Raw genomic sequence first — 18,689 nt, 5'->3', positions numbered from 1 at the left:
CAACTCTTGACAATTACTCCGGCCTCCCGGGTATGGGTGGGGGTGCACTATCCGCACGATGTTCTCATCGGATTCGCCGTCGGCGCCCTCGTCGCGCTCCTCGCCACTTGGGCGGTGAGGCGCAGGCAGAGCGCGTTCGCCGCCCGTCTGAAGGAGGGCCCACTGCGTCCTCTGCTGGCCGCGGCGTAACCCGTCGCACATCAGCCGCGGCGGCCCCGCGCGCGGTCAGGACGCAACCGCTCCGGGCCACCGCGTGCGCTGGACAGGACAGGTCGGTCCGCCACGTAGGCGAGGCCCGGGGCCGCTCCCTCAGACGGAGGTAAATCCTGGTGCTGAGTCTCCGTTCAGGGCCCACAGAGCGGCGGTGTACCAGAGGAGGGCCACACCGAGCACGAGCAGGGCGCCCATCGCCGGAAGGAGCCAGCCGGGCAGGCGCCTGCTGCGCACGGCGATCACCTTCGCCACGAACGCACCGTAGAGCGCGCAGCCGGCGAAGGAGTGGATCGTGACCCGTGGGGATGTTGTCTCGATCCCGTAGGTCACAAGGCAGTGGTAGGCGATCGGCAGTGAGAAGAGGAAGATGAGGAACCCGAGCACGCGGTGTCCCAGCGGCACCGATCGGGGCGCGGAGCGGGCGCCTGGCACGCGGCCGTACATCCACAGGGCGAGGCCGAGCTGGATGAGGGTGAGGCCGAGTAGTGCGGTGCTGAGTCGGGCTTTGAGGTCGACTGCGGCAGTGCCGTGCTCACCGAAGAGTCCGTTGTCGTAGTTCGGTGTGTGGTGGGTCCCCAAGAGGTAGATCCCGACCCCGGCCGCGACAGGGGCCAGGACGGCGAGTACGGCGACGGGCGCGAGGCTCCTGCCGCCGTCGTCGCCGCGCTGCGAACCCGTGTGGTTCAGCCGACTCAGCTCTCGACCTTATTGCCCTTGACGTCAAGGACATACCACTCGGCGCCGAACTGGTTGAGGCCCTGGCCGTTCGTCTGGCCGTGCTTCGTGTCGCCGACGTAGTGGTAGAGGGGGTGTCCGTTGTAGGTGACCTGCTCGTCACCGCCGGAACGCTTGGTGACGTCGAGCAGCTTCTTGTCCACGCCGTTGCCGACCTTGGCAGCCCCCTTGGTGAGCAAGGGAGGCCACGCTTTGGCGCAAGCATCCTTGCAGTTCGACTTGTTCTTCTTGTCGGCGAGGAAGAGATAGAGGGTGTTGCCCTTGTCGTCCACGAGGATGCTGCCGAGCTTGCCGGCGGACTTCGTGTCCACGGTGGCCGGCGCCGAAGGCGAGGCGGTGGAGGCGGTGGGCCCGTGTCCCTCCCCCGAGGTGCTGTCGGAGCAGCCGGTCAAGACGGCGGCGAACAGTGCGGTGGCACAGGTGGCCGCTGTGGCGGTGCGTTTCATCGAAGGCTCCATGGACGAGAGTGCGGCGGGCCCTCTGTCTGTCCCCGCCTATGCCCGTCCGCTCACTGCATCCTCGTCAAGACCACTCACCCGGAGGCACTCCGAAGAGCCCGCGCGCAAGGAAGACGGCCTTCGCGCCACCCGATTTCCGCTCTATTGTCCACCGCCGTGCCGCCCAGTCCCCTTCCGCCGTTGCCGGCCTGTCCGCTACGGGCCATACGGCACCGCGAGGTCCACCAGCGGTCCCGCCGGTTTGGGCGCAAGGTTTTCCTGCGGATGGCGAGGCCGTGTGCGTCAGGCTGCTCGACGAGACCGAATGGGTCACCCGCAGCCGCGTCTCGACGAAGGCGACCGTGCTGACCGCCTCCTCGACCTCGCGCTGGCCCGCCTCAAGGAGTCCGGCCTGGTGCGTGAGCGCACCACACAGCGCACCGACTGCACCCATGTCCTGGCCGCGGTGCGCGACCTGACCCGCCTGGAGCTAATCACCGAGGTACGCGCCGTACCGGAAGAGGTCGCCGGCACTTCCCCTCACCTGCTGGACGAGCTGGTCGACGAGGAGTGGGACGCCGCTACGGCCGACCGGTCCACTTGGGCAAGAACCCCACCAAGCCCAAGGCCCCACCCGCCAGCATCGCCAGAATGAAGGCTTCGGCCGGGACGACTTCCACATCGACTACGACCGCCGACAGGTCACCTGCCCCCAGGGCGTCGTGAGTGGCCAGGGCTCCGGCGCCTTCGGTGACCACCGATATGTGGTCGACGTGTCCGGCAACAGCGTCATCGGCCGGGCCGATCAGACCGGAGGCGGGTATTGACGCCGCGCCCCGGCGGAGGGGCTGGAGTACTGTGAAGGCATTGAGGGAATTGTCGTTGGCTGATGTGTCGTGGGCGCTCTCGATTGATGAGAGGGCCGGAGGTGATCGCCTGTGACCATGAGATGTATGCCCGGCGAGAGGGCCCATGCCTAACGTTGACGAGTCCTCCCGGAGCCCGGTCGGAGCGATCGGAAGAATCACCGTAGGGATTCCTTCGGACGGACCGGGTGAAGTCTTGGTGGCTGTGCGCGGGGGCTCGGAGACCTACGCGGCGTGGTCGCGTACCTACACCCCTCTCGCAAGCGGTACGCGGGTCATTGTCGTCGACTCCATTTCGGCGCGCTCGGTGATGGTCGAGCTGCTGCCTTCCTGAGTGGTCCTGCACATGGCCTTGGAAAGTATGTTGCGTCCCGATGTTCGACGGGAGTTCTCCCATGCTGTTCTGGCAGGTCCCCGCGCCCAATGAGGCCATGCTCATATCGGGTACGAAACGGCAGGCGCAAGAAACGCAGTTCCGTATCGTCACAGGTCACGGCAGTTTCGTACTGCCTGTGAAGCAGAAGGCACGCATGCTGTCCCTGGCACTGCGGGAAGCGGAAATCGCGGAGGACTGCGTCACCCAGCAGGGCATCCGGCTGAGTGTGCGCGCGGTCTGCGTGTTCAAGGTCGGTGACGACGCGGTCTCGATCGCTAATGCAGCCCGCCGCTTCCTCTCCGAACAGGAACAGATGGAGGAGCTTGTCGGCCGGATCTTCGCCGGACACCTCAGGTCCATCGTCGGCGGACTGACCGTCGAACAGATCATCCGGCAGCGAAATCGGGTCGCCCAGGAAGTGATGGCGGGCAGTCACAGCGAGATGGAGAAACTCGGCATCGTCGTCGACGCGCTCCAAATCCAGGAAATCGAGGACGCCACCGGTTACATCAACAATCTCGCCGCTCCGCACGCCGCCGCAGTCGCCGGCCAGGCGCGAATCGCCCAGGCCAAGGCCGACCAGGAGGCGACCGAACGCGAACAGCAGGCGGCCGCCCTCAAGGCGGAGTACGAGCGGGACACCGCGATCAAGCGGGCCGGGTTCCTCGCCGAGACCGAGCAGTCCAACGCCCGAGCCGCCCAGGCCGGACCGCTTGCCCAGGCCAGGGCGTCCCACGAGGTCATCGAAGAACAGACATCACTCGCCCAGCGCCAGGCCGAACTGGCGGGCCAGCGCCTCGAAGGAGACGTCAGGCGCCCAGCGGACGCAGAGGCATACCGACAGCGCACCCTGGCCGAAGCCGCCCGGGACAGGGCCAAGTTCGAGGCGGACGGCAACGCCTACACCGAGCGGACACTCGCGCAGGCCCAGGCCGACGCGAACACCGCCCGTGCCCTTTCGCTGCGCGACGGCAACCAGGAACTGATCGCCGCCAACCGTGTGGTGGAGAACCTGCCGGCCCTTGCCGACGCCGCCGCCCGTGGTATATCGGGAGCCAGCCTCACCGTTCTCAACGGCACCGAGGGTGTCAACCAGATGGCCGCAGGCGTGGTGGGCCAGGGCCTGGCCATTCTTGACTCACTCCAGAACACGAAGAATCCCGCCGTCAACGGAAAGAGGAGCCTGCGGATTCCCGGTCCGACCCCGTAGAGGCCGTCCCGTAGCCGGATCCCTCTACGGGCTGCGGTGGGGAGGCTTCGGCGAGGAGTACTTCGCCTGGCCCGCGGCCCTGCTCCGTGCCATCGGCGAAGCCCGCCTCATCACACCCCTGCGCTCCGCAGGCAGCCACCGTTGAACTGCACCGGGTTTCGTAGCGGCCCTGAAGCCGGGCATGATTGATCCGGCAGATGGGAAGCACAGGTCTGATGCCTGCACCCCGGAAGTATCCCGACGAGCTCCGTGAGCGAGCCGTCCGTGAAGTACAGAACTCGGGCCGTCCGGTCGCCCACGTGGCCCGGGATCTCGGGATCCATAAGGAAGCCTTGCGGCTGTGGGTCCGCCAGGCCGAGGCCGACCACGGCAGCCGTCCCGACCTGCTCACCTCCGCCGAGCGGGCGGCGCTCGTGCAACTCCGCAAAGAAGCGGCTGAGTTGCGACGGGCGAGAGCAATGCTCAGGACTTGTGGATCGGCCTCGGGAGGGGTGCTTCGCGGAATGCGGAGGGCGTACCTTCCCGAGTGATCGATTGATGGTCACCGAGTAGACCCGCGTTGCACCGCGGGTTGGGAAGGCACGCCCGTGCTCAGCGTAGTCAACAACGAGGGAACCACCGAGACCGGCTCCCTGATGGACGACATCGTCCGCGAGGGTGCCCGGCGGATGCTAGCCGCGGCCCTGGAGACCGGTGAGCGCAAGCGGTTCTCGTCGAAGATCCTCGCGCCGTGGTGCCGCAAGTCCCCGAAGATCAGCGAGGTGCTGCCCCTGCTCTACCTCCACGGACTGTCCTCCGGGGACTTCGTGCCCGCGATGGAGCAGTTCCTGGGCTCCTCGGCCGGCCTCTCGCCCGCGACGGTGACCCGGCTGACGAAGTCTGATGCGCCGTGGGCGGTGCATGGGCGCCTCCTGCGAAACCAGCGAGGGGAGCTGGGCGCTGCCTCTTGCTGCGCTCGTCCTTCAATCACTGGATTGTCGTCGGCCACACCGCAGCGAGAACGGTTAAATGCATCGAGCAGGTCGAGATCGCCGAAGACGTCCGGCGCATCGACAACCGGCCGACTTCGGTGGGCTTCGACTTCGACTACGAGGCCCCGCTGCTGGCCCAGCTGCCGTTCGAGGACTTCGACATCGGGCTGACACTGACGCCGAAGGGTCGACAAGACACCCCGGATCACCGTCCGGCAGAACAAGTACTCCGTCCCGGCCCGCTTCATCGGCATCAACGTCCGCGTCTCACTGGCGGTATCGACGGCTTACGGAGGCGATCGGTGATCAATGAGCCCATACATGCCACGCGGGGTGGCGGGCGTGGATGCAATCGGACAGCCCTCATCAGGACCCGCGCTGCCCCACTCAGTCCATGTCGGGCAGGCGATCCGATTCCAGAGCTTGCATGGCGTGCGATGCGTTGAACGGCAGGATCGTGACTGCAACGTGCGGCAGTTGCTCCAGCGTCCTCGACATCTTCTCGCCGGTGCCGCGGTGGAGGAGTTTACCGAGGGCGTTGGCGTACATCCGCCGGGGCACGAGCACCGTCAGGGATGTGTCACCGTCCTGGGTGGTCCGGACGGCCAGTTCCCGCATCGCGTGACGCAGTCGGCGGTCGGGGCAGGCCACCAGTTCCAGCTCGGCCGAGGTCGCGGACGTCGACGCCCAGAGGGCGGACAGCCCGCGTGCGTGTGTCTCGTCGATCGCGAAGTGCACTGCCCGGACCTTGTCAGGCCGCAGCTCGTGGGCATACCGCAAGGCTTTGAGTGTGGCCAGGTCCAGCGTCTCGACAAGGACGAAGACCTGGTGGCGGCGCGTACGCGGCCGGTCCGCGCCCGTGGGCAGCCGTTCCAGGGCGGCGGCCTCGCGACGGTACTCGCGGTTGATCCGGATCAGTACCCAGACCCCGAGCGGGAAGACCACGACGACCAGCCAAGCGCCTTCGGTGAATTTCGTGACAGCGAAGATCAGCACGACGGCGGCGGAGACGATCGCCGCGAGTGCGTTGACCGCGATCTTCACCCGGCGCAGTGGCTCACGTCTGCGCAGGTGGTGGGCGGCGAGGCCGGCGCCTGCCATGGTGAAGGCGGTGAACACGCCGATCGCGTAGAGGGCCACGAGCTTGTCCACGCTGGCGCCCGTGATGAGCAGCAGGGCCAGCGAGAGAGCGGAGAGCGCGACAATGCCATTGGAGAAGGCCAGCCGGTGCCCGCGCCGGGTGAGCAGCCGTGGCAAGAACCGGTCCTGTGCGACGAAACTGGCCAGGAACGGAAACCCGGTGAAGGGGGTGTTGGCACCGGTGTAGAGGACCAGCGCGGTCGCAAGCTGGACGAAGACCAGCCCGATCGTCCCAACCGTTCCGTTTCCGAAGGCGAGCCTTGCCTCCTGTGCGATGACGGTTGGGGTCCCGTCGGTGTACGGGACGGCGTGGGTGAAATGCGCGAGGGTGGAGACGCCCAGGACCAGGACGGCGAGCACGCAGCTCATGGTGATGAGGGTGTGTCGGGCGTTGCGGCCCTGCGGTTCGCGGAAGGCGGAGATGCCGTTCGAGATCGCTTCGAGCCCGGTGAGGGAGGAGCCGCCGTTGGCGAAGGAACGCAGCACGATGAAGAGCGACGCACCGTAGAGCCAGCCGTCGCCGGGAGTCCCCAGAGGCACGACACCATGAGCGTTCAGGTCAGCATGCGGCAGCTCGCCCGTCAGTGCGCGCACCGCCGCGACGAGGAAGACCAGGCCCATTGCGGCGATGAAGAGATACGCAGGCAGCGCGAACATCCGGCCCGCCTCGCGGACTCCGCGAAGATTTCCGTACCCCAGCAGCACGATCACCGCCACGGAGACCGGCAACTGGAGATGATCCAGCCCCGTCCAGCCATTGCCGACCAGATGGGCGAGCGAGATCAGCGCGTTCGTGCCGGCCGATACCTGGACGGCAACGGTGACGATGTAGTCGACCAGCAGGGCGACGGCGGCGACCTGCGCGACGTTTGGCCCGAAGTTCTCCCGGGCCACCACATAGGAGCCGCCGGCCCGGGTGTAGATCGTGACGACATCGCTGTAGCAGAGCGTCAGAAGCAGCAACACCAACAGGATCGCACCGGTCACCGGCATGACCATCGTGAAGGCGGCTGCTCCGACAACCGGCACGAGGACCCGGAGCATCTCCTCGGAGCCATAGGCCGACGAACTGATGCAGTCGGACGCGAGCACACCGAGCGCCGTCCGGTTGCCCAGCTTCTCCTCACTGACACGTTCCGTGGTAAGCGGCTTGCCAAGGAGCCGCCGCTTGACGCGGTACATCGGCCGATCAAGGGTCATGCGACCATCAGAACCGGCGGCAACTCCAGGACTGTGTAGGCACCACCGGCAGGCACTCACACATACTCGCCAGGCGGCCCTTCTCCCTGACGCTGCCCCTCTCTGCGCAGAACCGGGGCCACTCCTCAACCACGATTAGAAACAAGTTCTGACGCTCTCACGAGATCGATCGTCCTGGGTTCGATGGCAATCAGCCGGCGTGACGAGCATGGACGGAATCGGTGGGCCCGCGTCGTTCTCGTGGATGCCGCGGCTGCCCCCTGGGAGGACCCGTCTTCGTACAGGCAGTGCCTACAAACTCCTCCGCCGCTGCCGTACCTGCGGCTGCGGCGCCCGTAGTCCGGGCTGATCCACTCTGACCGGTTTCCGGGCCTGCCCCCAATCCAGGCCGGCCGCCAGGGTGCGGTGTGCTGCGGCATCCAGCAGGGCTCGGGGCACCGGCACGCCGGCCTGTCCGGCTACGTTCAGAAGCGACTCCGCCGATGCCTGCTCTGCGGGCAGGACAGCCTTGTACGAGTGGGTCAACGTTTCCAGCTGGTGCATGCGGATCGGGCGGAACCGATGGTTTCTCCGCCCGGGAGTCTGGTGCTCGGGCACGTCGGTGACGAGACCACCCCGTGCCAGGCTCACCGCCTGTGGTGCGGCGAGAGCGAGCTGCCAGCCCGCAGCGGGCAGCCGGTACAGGGCAGAGGCGAGGTCTCCGGCGCCCCGCGCGTCGGCGAGGATCTCCGTGCCTTCCCGCGGGTCGGGACGGGTCGCGGCTTCCGGCCGCCACTCGGGTCCGTACAGCAGCTGTCCCACTCGGACTGCTGGGGTGTGGGCGATCAGGGTGCAGGGGTGGGGGATGACCCGTGGCAGACGTACCACCTCTCCGCGGCCGACGATCTCGTAGCTTGGAGCGGGCAGCTTGGGGTGGGATCGCGGGTCGGCGATGTCCACGATCCGGTGCCACGCCGTTGCGGACTTCTGCCAGGCCTGCGCGGATCCGCGCAGTGCTCCCGCACTCTCCCGAAGGGCCGCAGCAGCCTCGTCCGGCAGTTCTCCGGCGACCTGTAGCAGGACGCGGCCGGCCAGCAGGCGCTGCATGGCTGTCCAGCGCGCCAGCTGCTGGAGGTCCGATCCGCTCATGCGGTGCTCGGAGCGGTGGTGCAGTGTTTCGAAGGCCGCCCGGGACAGCCGGTCGCAGTCCTCAGCGAGGTTCGCCGGCCTGGCACCCGGCTGAAGCCGAACTGGACAGGCGGCGGGCGGAGGCGGACCCCGCGGGTGGTCGGCGTTGACAAGTACGCGCCATGTGTGGTGATTTGCCTGTCTCTATGGGCAAAGAGTTGTTTTGTCGGAGTCGGTGAAAGTAGTGCGGAACGGCTCTTCCAAATGACAAACTCCCAGTTCAGTAAGAGTGCTCCCCGCGCCCGCGGGGATGTGCGCGGCCGGGTACGGCGGAGCACCTGGCTTCCCTGCCCGGCATCACCGTCCTGGATCTGGACCTTGCCGCGGCGCTGGCCGTGGCGCGGCAGGAGACCTGGGCGGCCGCCCACAGTCAGTACGCGGCGCAGCCGACCCCCGACCGCCCGGACGGGGCGATCATCGCGACGACTGCACCGGCCCGGTGGGCCGGCGAACCGGTCCGGGTCCTGGACCTCACGTCCTGAGCATGCGCCGGTAGGAGCGCGGCCCCGTCTCATCCGGCGGGGCCGTCGTGCGTCACCGGGTGGGGTGGAGGTGCTGGCGTCGGTCGCTGACCAAGGCCCGCCATCGACGGCGGGTGACTTCGGGGCCGTCGATCCACCGGGTGGCCGACGGGGTCCCCAGGGCAGTGCGCCGCTACCTGTCCGCCGAAGCTGCCCGCGCCATCGCCGTCCAGATCGCGAACGCCACCTTCGCCGCCCGCAGCACCGAGCTGTGGGGCCAGGGCTCGACCGCCGTCGCTTCCGACTCCACGCACGTCCGCGCCTACGCCCAGAACCTGTTCACCGAGTGGCACTCGCGCTACGGCGGCCGCGGAGTGCTCATCTACTGGCACGTGGAGAAGAAGTCCCTGGCCATCCACTCCCAGCTGATCAACTGCACCGCCTCCGAGGTCGCCGCGATGATCGAGGGCGCCATGCGACACGGCACCACCATGGATGTCGAGGCGAACTACACGGACTCGCATGGCCAGTCGGAAATCGGGTTCGGCATCACGGGACTGCTGAACTTCGACCTGCGGCCCAGGATCAAGCCGATCAACAAGGTCAAGCTGTACCGGCCGGTGGCCGGCGAGCCGGACGCCTACCCGCATCTGACCCCGGCGCTGACCCGCCCGATCCGCTGGGAACTCATTACCCAGCAGTACGACCAGATGATCAAGTACGCGACCGCGATCCGCACTCGGACCGCGTCCACCGAGGCAATCCTGCACCGCTTCACCCGCAACGCCTCACACCCCACCTACGCGGCGATGCTGGAGGTCGGCCGCGCCCAGAAGACCATCTTCGTGGCCCGCTACCTGCGGCTTCGGGACCTCCAGCGGGAGATCGAGGAGGGCCTGAACGTGATGGAGTCCTCCAACGGCGCCAACTCCGTGATCGCCTACGGTAAGGGCGGGGAGATCGCCTCCAACCGGCGCGACGAGCAGGAGATGTTCGTCCTGTGCCTGCGCATCCTGCAATCCGCCCTGGTCTACGTGAACACCCTCATGCTCCAGGACGTCCTTGGTGAACCGGAGTGGGCCGACCTGCTCACGCCCGCCGACCAGCGCGGCCTGACCCCGCTGTTCTGGTCCCACGTACGCCCGTACGGCGAGGTCAACCTCGACATGGGCGCACGCCTCAACCTCACTGCCGTCACTGAGCCTCCGCCAACTTGAAGCCGCAGGTCAAAGGGCTGGCATGACCGGCTCGCGGGGTGCTCACGCTGGTCGTGGGCGACAGACAGTCTGCGCAGTAGATCATCTGTCAGCGGTTGACTTCGAGGTTTGTCAGGACGAGCAGGGCGCGTAGGAGACGGTCGACGGGCGCAGTACCCATGGCGCCGACAGGGCCCGGCCGGCGGCATCGATCAGCCCAGCGATGCAGTTGCCGCACGCAGGTCTTCCAAGGCTGCCAGTGCATGTGGCGCGAGTCCTTCTGCGTCATCACGAGGGCTTTCGGACCACTGGGCATAGCCTCGCTTGAACGCGAGGACTCCCAGCTCGCCCGCGAGATGCGCGGTCGATTCGGGGACACCGCGGGCGATGAGCGCGGCTGTCATGGCGGCCGCGAGACCGATGCTCTTGAGGGCATCGCGCTCCTGAAGTTCTGTGCTGGCTGCCACCGCTGCTTTGAGGCGGGGGCCGAGTTCGCGGTTCGTCGGTCCCATGGCGCTCGATGCGCGCTCGAGGCCGACTGCCACCGCCTGAAGCGGGCTGGCGTCCGCCGGAGCCTCGGTGATGCCGTCGGCAAGCAGCCTGCTGAGCGTCTCCTGACCAGCGACCAGTAGCTCGCGCTTGTCGGAAAAGTGCCGGAAGAAGGTGCTCTTGGTGACGCCGGCGCGCTCGGCGATCTGCGCCACCGTGGTGGCGTCGTAACCCTGCTCGGTGAACAGGTCGACGGCCGCGACGACGAGTCGCTGGGTCGCCCCTGGTTGCCATCTAGCCATGAGACCAGGATAGGCGATGGGACTGCTGTCCCGTCACCGTGTAGAGTCAGTGATGGGACAACGGTCCCATCACTTTCGAGGAGGGCTCATGCACGTCTTTGTCACCGGCGGTACCGGAACCATCGGATCCGCTGTCGTCACCGAACTGCTCGGCAACGGTCACACCGTTCTCGCGCTGGCTCGCTCGGACGGCTCCGCGCAGGTCCTCGAGAGCGCTGGTGCCACAGTGTTGCGAGGAGATCTGGCGGACCTCGACGTCCTGCGGTCCGGCGCTGCGCAGTCCGACGGCGTGATCAGTCTGGCGTTCGGACGCGACTACGGCAGTCCGGATGCGCTCGCGAAGTCCATCGCCGAGGAGAGCGCCGCTCTCACCGCGCTGGGGCAGGAACTCATCGGAAGCGACCGCCCGATCGTCACGGTCTCGGGTACGCCCTGGGTGCCGGGACGCGCCTCCACCGAGGCCGATCCGCTGCCGACCGACGGACCGGTGGGCGGTCGAGGCCGTTCGGTCACAGCGCTGCTGGATCTCGCCTCGCGTGGTCTGCGCAGCATGGCTGTCCGCATGCCGCGCACGGTCCACAATGAGGGTCAGGGCGGATTCGCCGGCCTGTTGGCTGATGCAGCGCGCCGCACCGGGGTGGCGGGCTACCCGGGCGACGGCACCCAGCGCTGGCCGGCCGTGCATGCGCTTGACGCAGCGGTCCTGTTCCGTCTGGTCCTGGAGTCGGCACCGGCCGGGACGGCCTGGCATGCCGTCGCCGACGAGGGCGACACCGTGCGGGACATCGCCGCAGTCATCGGCCGGCGACTGGGCCTGTCGGTCGAGGAGGTTCCGCAGGAGAGCTTCGGCCCGTTCGGCCCGATTTTCGCCATGGACCAGCCGGCGTCCAGCGCCTACACCCGCGATGCCCTTGGGTGGCAGCCGACCCACCCCAGCCTCCTCAAGGACCTGGAAAACATTCAGCCCTGACGCACCCTCGCTCGAAGGGGACCGTCTGGGGCTGGCTCAATGGGTTGCTGGCAAAGGGCTCGTATACCCGGTTCACGGGGCACACGCATTGGTCGTGGGCGACTGTCTGCTGAGTAGATCCGTCAGCGGTTGACTTCTTCGAGTTCGTCCAGTTCCGCACGCCGCGCGGTGATCCGTTCCAGCAGCTCGGGATCCAACATGCATCGGATGGTAGAAGGCCGTCCGGCTACAACGAGTAGGAACTGGCGAATCGACCACTCCGCCAGATGATCTACTCCGCAGACTGTCGCCCACGACCAGCGTGAGCACCCCGAGAGCCGGTCATGGCAGCCCTTTGACCTGCGGCTTCAAGTTGGCGGAGGCTCACTGTGCCTGGCCCCCGCACATCGGAGGATGAGGGGCTCGGTCAAAGCACTCCCATCGCGACTCGGCCTGAGCGACGATGACGGGATGACGTTGAAGCGCGTGGTGTTGGTCGTGACGTGCGTGGTGGTCGCTGTCCTGGGGTGGATGTTCGCAGTCTCGCAGTGGGAGACAGCAAGCCGGATCGCGACGGTGGCCTCCGCTCTCGCAGGTGTGGCAGCGGTGGGCATCGGAATCTGGGCAGCGCTCCCCGGCGCCAGCCGATCAGCCATTGTCGTTCGCGAAACCAGCACCGCCAAGACAGCAGGCAAGGGCAACGCGGTCACGGGGTATCACGGGAGCGGCTCTGCTCGTCCCGTCACCGTCGAGCGGACAGGCGATGCCGAGGCGACCGGAGATGGCGACGCCATCAGCGGATACAGCGAGAAGTAGCCCAGGGCAGTAGGAGGGGGAGCGGTATGGCAGGACGGCGGGGGATCGAGGTTCGGGACACAGGTCAAGCGACTTCCGGGTCGGCAGGAGTGTCGATCAGCGGGTACCACAGCGGAGACATCACGACCGTGCACGTGCATGGGCGGGAACCGGTGCCGTGGCCGCACCAGGTCGGTGTCCTCCCCCGCGAAGCGGCGGCCTTCCAGGGACGAGACGAGACCAACCAGCTGCGGGCCGCGGTGACCAACTGCGGCATTGCGGTGCTGTGCCAAGTGCTACGCGGCACCGGCGGCGTCGGCAAGACTCAGCTCGCCGCCCACTACGCGCGGCAGGCGTGGACTGGGGACGAATTGGATGTGCTGGTCTGGGTCAGCGCCAGCAGCCGCCCCGCCATCGTCTCCGCCTTCGCCCAGGCTGCCGACGAGCTCCTTGCCCTCGAATCTGGTGACCCCGAGCGATCCGCACGGGCGTTCCTGAGGTGGCTCGAACCCAAGCCGCCAGGATCCGAGCCCGTGTGTCGATGGCTGGTTGTCCTGGACGACGTCGCCGACCCCGCTGACGTGACCGGGCTGTGGCCGGCGAAGAGCCCGTACGGCCGCACGGTGGTCACCACGCGGCGCCGCGACGCCGCTTTACCTGGACATCGGATCGATCTCGGGGTATTCACTCCGGATCAGGCAGTTGCCTATCTGGTTGACTTCCTTGCCGAACACGGACGGCACGATGACCCGAACGAGATCCGTGCGCTGGCCCAGGACCTCGGGCACCTACCGCTAGCCCTCTCGCAGGCTGCTGCCTACATCGTCGATGCCGACATTCCCGTCGGCTGCTCGCGATGTACCCACCGGCAGTGCCCCAGCTACCACCGTCGGCTCGCCGACCGCGCCACCAGCCTCGCCAGCATGCTCCCCGAGCCCAGCACACTGCCTGACGACCAGAACACCACCGTGAGCGCCACCTGGTCGCTGTCAATCGAACGCGCTGACAGCCTCAACCCCGCCGGTCTCGCCCGCCCCGCGCTTCAGCTCGCTGCAATGTTGGATCCGAACGGCATTCCCCAGAACGTCCTGACCAGTGGGCCTGCCCGGCCCTACCTCGCTCAGCACCGCGCCCAGGCTGTAGCCGAGCAGAGCACCGGAGATGAAGTGACGGAGCTGGACGTGTGGGGCGCACTCCGTGCTCTGCACCGTCTGAGCCTCATCGACCACAATCCCGACTCTCCACAGCAGTCAGTGCGCATTCACCAGCTCATTCAACGCGCTACCCGCGACACTCTGAGTCCTCAGAGGCGTAGCCAGGCAGCCCGCGCCGCTGGTGACGCCTTACTCGAGGACTGTGAGAGCTGGCCCGAGCCCCACCTCCCGCTGGCTCAGACGCTGAGAGCCAACGGACAAGCCGTCATCCACTGCGCTGGAGATGCCCTATTCAGCGGGAGCAAGCACCATCACCTGTTTATGCATGTTGGCGTCAGTTTGAGCGACGCGGGTCAGTTCACTGCTGCCGCGGAGCACTTCCAGGATCTGGTGAACAGGGCTCGGGCATCTCTCGGTTCGGACCACCCCGAGACAATGCTTGCTCGGGACAACCTTGCCGCGAATCGAGGAGAGGCTGGCGATGCACGCGGTGCGGTAGATGTTCTAACTGAGCTTCTTACCGACCGGCTCCGGATCCTAGGGCCCGACGACCCCAGTACTCTGAACACTCGCTACGGTCTTGCTCGATGGCAGGGAGAGGCCGGAAACGCGTCCAGAGCTGCGGAGGCATACGCCGAACTCCTGACCGACCAGCTACGGATCCAAGGACCCGATCACCCCAGGACTCTGAGCACTCGCTTCGGTCTTGCTCGATGGCGGGGAAGTGCTGGAGACGCGGCCGGAGCTGCGGAGGCATACGCCGAACTCCTGACCGACCAGCTGCGGATCCAAGGACCCGACCACCCCGACACACTGGAAACTCGCCACCTCAGCGCGGAGTGGCGCGGGCGCGCGGGGGATGCCGCTGGAGCTGCGGAGGCCTTGACCGAGCTTCTGACAGATCGAGTTCGGGCTCTCGGCCCTGACCACCCCCAGACCCTGCATGATCGGTGCTGCCTGGCAACGTGGCGCGGCAGGGCTGGAGACGCGGCCGGAGCCGCCGTGTCGCTGGCCGCACTACTCACCGACCATCTGCGGATTCAGGGACCCGACCACCCCGAGACTCTCAGCACTCGCTTCGCTCTTGCTCTATGGCGGGGAGAGGCTGGAGACGCGGCTGGAGCCGCCGAGGCATACGCCGAGCTACTCACCGACCACCTGCGGATCCAGGGACCCGACCACCCAAGAACCTTGCGAGCCCGCCTTGGGTTTGGCATCTGGCAGGGAGAGGCTGGGGACGCGGCCGGGGCTGCCGAGGCCCTAGCTGAACTGCTCACCGACCACCTGCGGATCCAGGGACCCGACCACCCAGACACTTTGGAGGCCCGCTATTGGCTGGCCAGATGCCGGGGCGACGCTGAGGACACGGCCGGAGCTGCCGAGGCCCTAGCTGAACTGCTCACCGACCACCTGCGGATCCAGGGACCCGACCACCCAGACACGTTGAGTGCACAGAACGAGCTTGCTTACTGGATGGCTATACGACGGGGCGAGGCTGGAGACTCGGTCGGAGCTGCCAAGGCCCTGGCTGAACTCCTTGTTGTCCGGTTGCAAAAGCATGGGCCACACCACCACAGCACCCTGAGAACGAAAGACCAGCTCGCCCACTGGCGGAGGCGAGGCTCGATAGAAGCAGACGGTCATCTATCGACCGATTGACGAGCAAGATCGACAAGCGGCGGCGCGCGGCCGGATCGACGCCAGATCATGCCCATAAAACGGTGTCAGAAAGGCAACGCGCTCAAGAACTTGAGGAGCACCCTTTTCTGTACGATCTGGCAGGTGCAGCCACCCCAGGACGACGACACCGCTGATCTCCTCGCACCCGTTCCGGCCGTACGGACCGGAAGCCTCGTGGGATACGCACGCGTGTCCACCAAGGGACAGTTGCTCGACCGGCAGATCCATGCACTCAACACAGCGGGCTGCATCCGGATCTTCTCCGACAAGAAGTCCGGCAAGAACGCCGAACGCGAGGAACTGTGGAAGGCCCTCGACTACCTGCGCGAGGGCGACACCCTCGTCGTCCCATCGCTGGACCGGGGTACGCAGGAGCGTGATTCAGGTGCTGACCTGCGGGTGTACGGGGCTGAGGTAGTGGACGGTGCTTCCAGCGGCGTGCTCGGTGAGCAGGTCCTGCAGTTCACCGGCGGCGGTCTTGAGGAGGTGTCCGTCGCGTGCGGCCGCCAGGGTTTCGAGGACGAAGGCGGCGTGGGTGGAGTCTTCGGTGACACGGGTGCGGTGTGCGTCGCGGTGGTTCCAGTGGCGGGTGAGCACGTCGGTGGTGTCGGTGTAGATGATCTCGCCGGGCTTGGGGTTCTCGACGGTTTCGGGTTCGCCGAGCGGGGTGAAGGTCTCGGTGCCGTCGGCGTAGCGGATCTCGACGTCGCCGGTGACGTGGTCGAGGTCGAAGGCGCCGGCGGGCAGGCTGTGGCGGATGGAGACCGTGTTGTAGGAGTCGACGGCCGGGTTGATGCGGGGCAGGGTGCCCTTCTTGGCCATGCGGCGGCCCAGGGCGTCGACGCTGGGGCGGATGCGGCGCGGGTTGGTGCCGAAGGAGCGGTAGGCGGTGTGCCACGCCTCGATACGCGGGTCGGCCTCGTCGGCGGGGGCCCAGGTGCCGTCCGCGAGCTGCCGCTCCAGATCTTCCAGGGCGGTCGTGGTGGCCGGCCAGGGTTCATGGCCGCGTAGACCGGTGGCGGTGACGACGGCGATGAGGGTGTCGGGGAAGGCGTCCGCGACGGCGGGGCTGATGCGGAAGGTGGTCACAGGGGGGGTCCGTTCCGGGAGTGCGGGGCGAGGCGGAGTCAGGCTTTCCAGGGGCCGATGCGGTCCAGGCGGCGCAGCTGCTGCTCTGCGGCGGGCGCGTCCAGGCCTTGGCCGCGTTCGGTGAGCCGACGGGCGGTGTCGGTGCGCTGCTCGACGGGTTTGTGGTCGTCGTACTTGAACTTCGCGCGGACTTCGGTGACGTCCAGGCGCAGGCCGCGGATGCCGGGCAGCATCCGTCCGTAGGGCGGCTGGTCGGGGTCGATGGGGGCGTGGTCGCCGTCGGGCTGGAAGTGCGCCATCTGCCGGCGCAGCAGTTCGGCCTTGGCCGCCGGGTCGTCGACGATGGTGGCCTGGCAGGTGAACTGGACGGCCGCGTAGTAGCTGGTGGGTACGCCGTCGGTGGGCGGGATGCCGGGCTTGGCGCGCCAGGGGCCGGGGATGAAGGCGTAGTCGCTGGTGACGGTGAAGGTGACGTTCGGGTCGGCCTCGATCGTCTTCCAGACGGGGTTGGGGCGGGCGAGGTGGACCAGCAGGGTCTGGCCGTCGACGGTGAAGTGGGTGGGCACGACGATCGGCGCCTGGCCGGGCAGTCCGTTGACGCTGAGGAGGCCGAAGTCGTGGCCGTCGGCGATCCAGGTCTGCCACTCGGTATCGTCCAGGGCGGCGTCCCAAGGCTGGATGAACATACGCGGGTCCTTCCAAAGAGGAGCGGGGGTCAGGTGAGGGCGAGGAGGCTGACGGCGATGGCAGCGGTGCCCAGGCCGATGAGCTGGGTGCGGTAAATCCGTTCGGCGAGCACGGTGCGGGCGAGCAGGACGGTGCCGGCCGGGTACAGGGCGGTGATCACGGCGACGACGGCCAGGTCGCCGCTGCGGGCCGCGAGCAGGAACAGCAGGTTGGCCACCGAGTCCAGCACGCCCGCCGCCGCCGACATCGCGTAGGCGGGCTTCTCCGAGCCCAGCCTCCGGAACATCGCCCCGGCCGCGGCCAGCGTGACCGCGGAAGACACAGCCCGTCCGATGATGAGCGGTCCGACGCCGCTGTCGGGGGGCGCCTGGTGCAGGAAGACCAGCTGCAGGGCGATGGCTGCCCCGGCGCCGAAGGCCAGCAGCAGCGCGGTGCGCGAGGGGCGCACGCTGCCGGCGCCGTAGCCGGCGCTGACCAGCACCACCGCCGCCAGCGCCAGCGGCAGGCCGATCAGCCCGGCCAGGCCCAGGTGCTCGCCCTGCAGCAGTCCGACACCGACCGGCAGCATCGCTGAGACCAGCGCGGTGATGGGCGAGAGCACGTTCATCGGGCCGATCGCGAGCGTGCGGTAGAGCAGGGCGAAGGCGGCGGCCGACGCGACACCGGAGGCGGCGCCCCACGCGAGAGTCGCGGGGGCGAAGGAGGCGCCGAGGAAGGGCCACAGCAGCAACTCGACGGCGAGCGAGGCAGGAGCGGCGATCATCACGGTGCGCAGAACGTGGGCCTTGCGGGCGCCGAGGCCGCCAAGGAAGTCGGCGCATCCGTAGGCCAGGGAACTGCCCAGGGCCAGCAGCAGAGCAATCACGAGTACATCCCTTACTATCAATGGAACGACTACACTGTACAACGCACCGACCGGAAATCGTCAACCGAACGACCGCACGGTGCAGTGCAGTGATCCATCTACCAAGAGGGGTGACAGCGATGACCGAGACCGAAGCGGCACTGCGGACGCTCGCGCACAACGTCCGCGCGGCCCGTACCCGCGCCGGACTGTCCCTGGACGAACTCGGCCGCCGCGCCAAGGTCAGCAAGGGAGCCCTGGTCGCCCTGGAGAAGGCCCAGGGCAACCCCAACTTCGCCACCCTGGTCCGCCTCGCCGACACCCTCGGCGCCTCCGTTTCCGCCCTGATGGAGGGGCGGTCCGAGGAACGCGTCCGGGTGGTGAGCGCCGCCACCGTCATGCCCCTGTGGAAGGGCGAGCGCGGCAGCGAAGCCCGGCTCATGCTGACCACCAGCGGCCCGGCAGCCACCGAGGTCTGGCGCTGGACGCTGGAACCCGGCGAGGAATACCCCAGCCACCCCCACCAGGCCGGCGTCGTGGAGACCGTCAACGTCACCGCCGGACAGATGGTGCTCGTCGTCAACGGCACCGACCACCCCGTCGAGGCGGGGCAGACCGCCACCTTCGACGCTGACGCCCCCCACACCTACCGTGGCTCAGGCACCGAGACCTGCCACCTGATCATGACCGTCCACCTGCCCCCCGGCCCCGCGTAGTCCTGGGCGGGC

At 67.7% G+C, this 18,689-nt stretch carries 17 protein-coding genes and 4 pseudogenes; 13 read left to right on the top strand and 8 right to left on the bottom strand.

Going from position 1 to position 18,689, the window contains the following annotated elements; all coding sequences use genetic code 11:
* The first annotated feature begins 6 nt into the window (after positions 1 to 6).
* A complete protein-coding gene (locus ACIBCU_RS23150; protein ID WP_399233572.1) occupies positions 7 to 189 on the top strand; it encodes a phosphatase PAP2 family protein in 183 nt (60 codons plus the stop codon).
* Positions 190 to 309: 120 nt separating this feature from the next.
* Here the strand turns inward: ACIBCU_RS23150 and ACIBCU_RS23145 are convergent, their stop codons facing one another.
* Together ACIBCU_RS23145 and ACIBCU_RS23140 are read right to left on the bottom strand one after the other, a co-directional pair.
* Positions 310 to 828 carry a DUF6529 family protein gene (locus ACIBCU_RS23145; protein ID WP_399233913.1) on the bottom strand — a complete coding sequence of 173 codons (519 nt, stop codon included), beginning with the start codon at positions 826 to 828 and terminating at the stop codon, positions 310 to 312.
* A 77-nt stretch (positions 829 to 905) separates the two neighbouring features.
* Positions 906 to 1,394, bottom strand: a complete 489-nt coding sequence (locus ACIBCU_RS23140; protein ID WP_399233570.1) for a hypothetical protein — start codon at positions 1,392 to 1,394, stop codon at positions 906 to 908.
* Between the two features lie 316 nt (positions 1,395 to 1,710).
* Here ACIBCU_RS23140 and ACIBCU_RS23135 point away from each other — a divergent pair, with 316 nt between their 5' ends.
* The 5 genes and pseudogenes from ACIBCU_RS23135 to ACIBCU_RS23115 all read left to right on the top strand — a co-directional run.
* A complete protein-coding gene (locus ACIBCU_RS23135; RefSeq protein ID WP_399233568.1) occupies positions 1,711 to 2,040 on the top strand; it encodes a hypothetical protein in 330 nt (109 codons plus the stop codon).
* A 585-nt stretch (positions 2,041 to 2,625) separates the two neighbouring features.
* Complete coding sequence (locus ACIBCU_RS23130; protein ID WP_399233566.1) at positions 2,626 to 3,837, top strand: SPFH domain-containing protein; 1,212 nt, start codon at positions 2,626 to 2,628, stop codon at positions 3,835 to 3,837.
* 197 nt (positions 3,838 to 4,034) lie between these two features.
* Positions 4,035 to 4,367 carry a transposase gene (locus tag ACIBCU_RS23125; RefSeq protein WP_399233564.1) on the top strand — a complete coding sequence of 111 codons (333 nt, stop codon included), beginning with the start codon at positions 4,035 to 4,037 and terminating at the stop codon, positions 4,365 to 4,367.
* A 57-nt stretch (positions 4,368 to 4,424) separates the two neighbouring features.
* Positions 4,425 to 4,712: pseudogene (locus ACIBCU_RS23120) on the top strand (IS256 family transposase); the annotation flags it as partial.
* A 285-nt stretch (positions 4,713 to 4,997) separates the two neighbouring features.
* Positions 4,998 to 5,114: pseudogene (locus tag ACIBCU_RS23115) on the top strand (hypothetical protein); the annotation flags it as partial.
* A gap of 81 nt (positions 5,115 to 5,195) precedes the next feature.
* Here ACIBCU_RS23115 and ACIBCU_RS23110 read toward each other — a convergent pair.
* Positions 5,196 to 7,148, bottom strand: coding sequence for an APC family permease (locus ACIBCU_RS23110; RefSeq protein ID WP_399233561.1), 1,953 nt, complete (start codon positions 7,146 to 7,148; stop codon positions 5,196 to 5,198).
* Positions 7,149 to 7,439: 291 nt separating this feature from the next.
* On the bottom strand, positions 7,440 to 8,276 hold the full coding sequence (locus ACIBCU_RS23105) for a hypothetical protein (protein ID WP_399233559.1): 837 nt from the start codon (positions 8,274 to 8,276) through the stop codon (positions 7,440 to 7,442).
* 293 nt (positions 8,277 to 8,569) lie between these two features.
* Here ACIBCU_RS23105 and ACIBCU_RS23100 point away from each other — a divergent pair.
* Both ACIBCU_RS23100 and ACIBCU_RS23095 read left to right on the top strand, forming a co-directional pair.
* Positions 8,570 to 8,797, top strand: a pseudogene (locus ACIBCU_RS23100) (hypothetical protein); the annotation flags it as partial.
* Positions 8,798 to 8,910: 113 nt separating this feature from the next.
* The gene (locus tag ACIBCU_RS23095) at positions 8,911 to 9,993 is read left to right on the top strand and encodes a transposase (protein WP_399233556.1); all 1,083 of its coding nucleotides are present in this window, start codon (positions 8,911 to 8,913) and stop codon (positions 9,991 to 9,993) included.
* Between the two features lie 191 nt (positions 9,994 to 10,184).
* Here the strand turns inward: ACIBCU_RS23095 and ACIBCU_RS23090 are convergent, their stop codons facing one another.
* Positions 10,185 to 10,763 carry a helix-turn-helix domain-containing protein gene (locus ACIBCU_RS23090; RefSeq protein ID WP_362940303.1) on the bottom strand — a complete coding sequence of 193 codons (579 nt, stop codon included), beginning with the start codon at positions 10,761 to 10,763 and terminating at the stop codon, positions 10,185 to 10,187.
* A gap of 88 nt (positions 10,764 to 10,851) precedes the next feature.
* On the opposite strand from ACIBCU_RS23090, the gene ACIBCU_RS23085 reads away from it, so the two are divergent.
* The 4 genes and pseudogenes from ACIBCU_RS23085 to ACIBCU_RS23070 all read left to right on the top strand — a co-directional run.
* A complete protein-coding gene (locus ACIBCU_RS23085) occupies positions 10,852 to 11,733 on the top strand; it encodes an SDR family oxidoreductase (protein ID WP_399233553.1) in 882 nt (293 codons plus the stop codon).
* 450 nt (positions 11,734 to 12,183) lie between these two features.
* Positions 12,184 to 12,528, top strand: coding sequence for a hypothetical protein (locus ACIBCU_RS23080; RefSeq protein ID WP_399233551.1), 345 nt, complete (start codon positions 12,184 to 12,186; stop codon positions 12,526 to 12,528).
* Positions 12,529 to 12,617: 89 nt separating this feature from the next.
* Positions 12,618 to 15,320, top strand: a complete 2,703-nt coding sequence (locus ACIBCU_RS23075; RefSeq protein WP_399233549.1) for a tetratricopeptide repeat protein — start codon at positions 12,618 to 12,620, stop codon at positions 15,318 to 15,320.
* Between the two features lie 48 nt (positions 15,321 to 15,368).
* A pseudogene (locus tag ACIBCU_RS23070) lies at positions 15,369 to 15,644 on the top strand (recombinase family protein); the annotation flags it as partial.
* A gap of 78 nt (positions 15,645 to 15,722) precedes the next feature.
* Here ACIBCU_RS23070 and ACIBCU_RS23065 read toward each other — a convergent pair.
* The 3 genes from ACIBCU_RS23065 to ACIBCU_RS23055 are packed head-to-tail and all read right to left on the bottom strand — an operon-like array spanning position 15,723 to position 17,982.
* A complete protein-coding gene (locus ACIBCU_RS23065; RefSeq protein ID WP_399233547.1) occupies positions 15,723 to 16,430 on the bottom strand; it encodes a B3/4 domain-containing protein in 708 nt (235 codons plus the stop codon).
* 38 nt (positions 16,431 to 16,468) lie between these two features.
* Entirely contained in the window at positions 16,469 to 17,116 is a 648-nt protein-coding gene (locus ACIBCU_RS23060; RefSeq protein WP_399233545.1) for an FMN-binding negative transcriptional regulator, read from the bottom strand.
* Between the two features lie 29 nt (positions 17,117 to 17,145).
* The gene (locus ACIBCU_RS23055) at positions 17,146 to 17,982 is read right to left on the bottom strand and encodes an EamA family transporter (protein ID WP_399233543.1); all 837 of its coding nucleotides are present in this window, start codon (positions 17,980 to 17,982) and stop codon (positions 17,146 to 17,148) included.
* A 119-nt stretch (positions 17,983 to 18,101) separates the two neighbouring features.
* Between ACIBCU_RS23055 and ACIBCU_RS23050 the strand changes: the two genes are divergently transcribed.
* Entirely contained in the window at positions 18,102 to 18,677 is a 576-nt protein-coding gene (locus ACIBCU_RS23050; protein WP_362940282.1) for an XRE family transcriptional regulator, read from the top strand.
* Positions 18,678 to 18,689 lie beyond the last annotated feature (12 nt).

Source organism: Streptomyces sp. NPDC051064 (assembly GCF_044455985.1).
GTDB lineage: Bacteria > Actinomycetota > Actinomycetes > Streptomycetales > Streptomycetaceae > Streptomyces.
This window is presented reverse-complemented; position numbering and strand designations above follow the sequence as displayed.

Excerpts from the sequence above, each read along its gene's own strand:
- ACIBCU_RS23140 (WP_399233570.1), bottom strand. The coding sequence starts at position 1,394 with ATGAAACGCACCGCCACAGCGGCCACCTGTGCCACCGCACTGTTCGCC.
- ACIBCU_RS23135 (WP_399233568.1), top strand. The coding sequence starts at position 1,711 with ATGGGTCACCCGCAGCCGCGTCTCGACGAAGGCGACCGTGCTGACCGC.
- ACIBCU_RS23130 (WP_399233566.1), top strand. The coding sequence starts at position 2,626 with ATGTTCGACGGGAGTTCTCCCATGCTGTTCTGGCAGGTCCCCGCGCCC.
- ACIBCU_RS23125 (WP_399233564.1), top strand. The coding sequence starts at position 4,035 with ATGGGAAGCACAGGTCTGATGCCTGCACCCCGGAAGTATCCCGACGAG.
- ACIBCU_RS23110 (WP_399233561.1), bottom strand. The coding sequence starts at position 7,148 with ATGACCCTTGATCGGCCGATGTACCGCGTCAAGCGGCGGCTCCTTGGC.
- ACIBCU_RS23105 (WP_399233559.1), bottom strand. The coding sequence starts at position 8,276 with ATGAGCGGATCGGACCTCCAGCAGCTGGCGCGCTGGACAGCCATGCAG.
- ACIBCU_RS23090 (WP_362940303.1), bottom strand. The coding sequence starts at position 10,763 with ATGGCTAGATGGCAACCAGGGGCGACCCAGCGACTCGTCGTCGCGGCC.
- ACIBCU_RS23085 (WP_399233553.1), top strand. The coding sequence starts at position 10,852 with ATGCACGTCTTTGTCACCGGCGGTACCGGAACCATCGGATCCGCTGTC.
- ACIBCU_RS23080 (WP_399233551.1), top strand. The coding sequence starts at position 12,184 with ATGACGTTGAAGCGCGTGGTGTTGGTCGTGACGTGCGTGGTGGTCGCT.
- ACIBCU_RS23060 (WP_399233545.1), bottom strand. The coding sequence starts at position 17,116 with ATGTTCATCCAGCCTTGGGACGCCGCCCTGGACGATACCGAGTGGCAG.
- ACIBCU_RS23050 (WP_362940282.1), top strand. The coding sequence starts at position 18,102 with ATGACCGAGACCGAAGCGGCACTGCGGACGCTCGCGCACAACGTCCGC.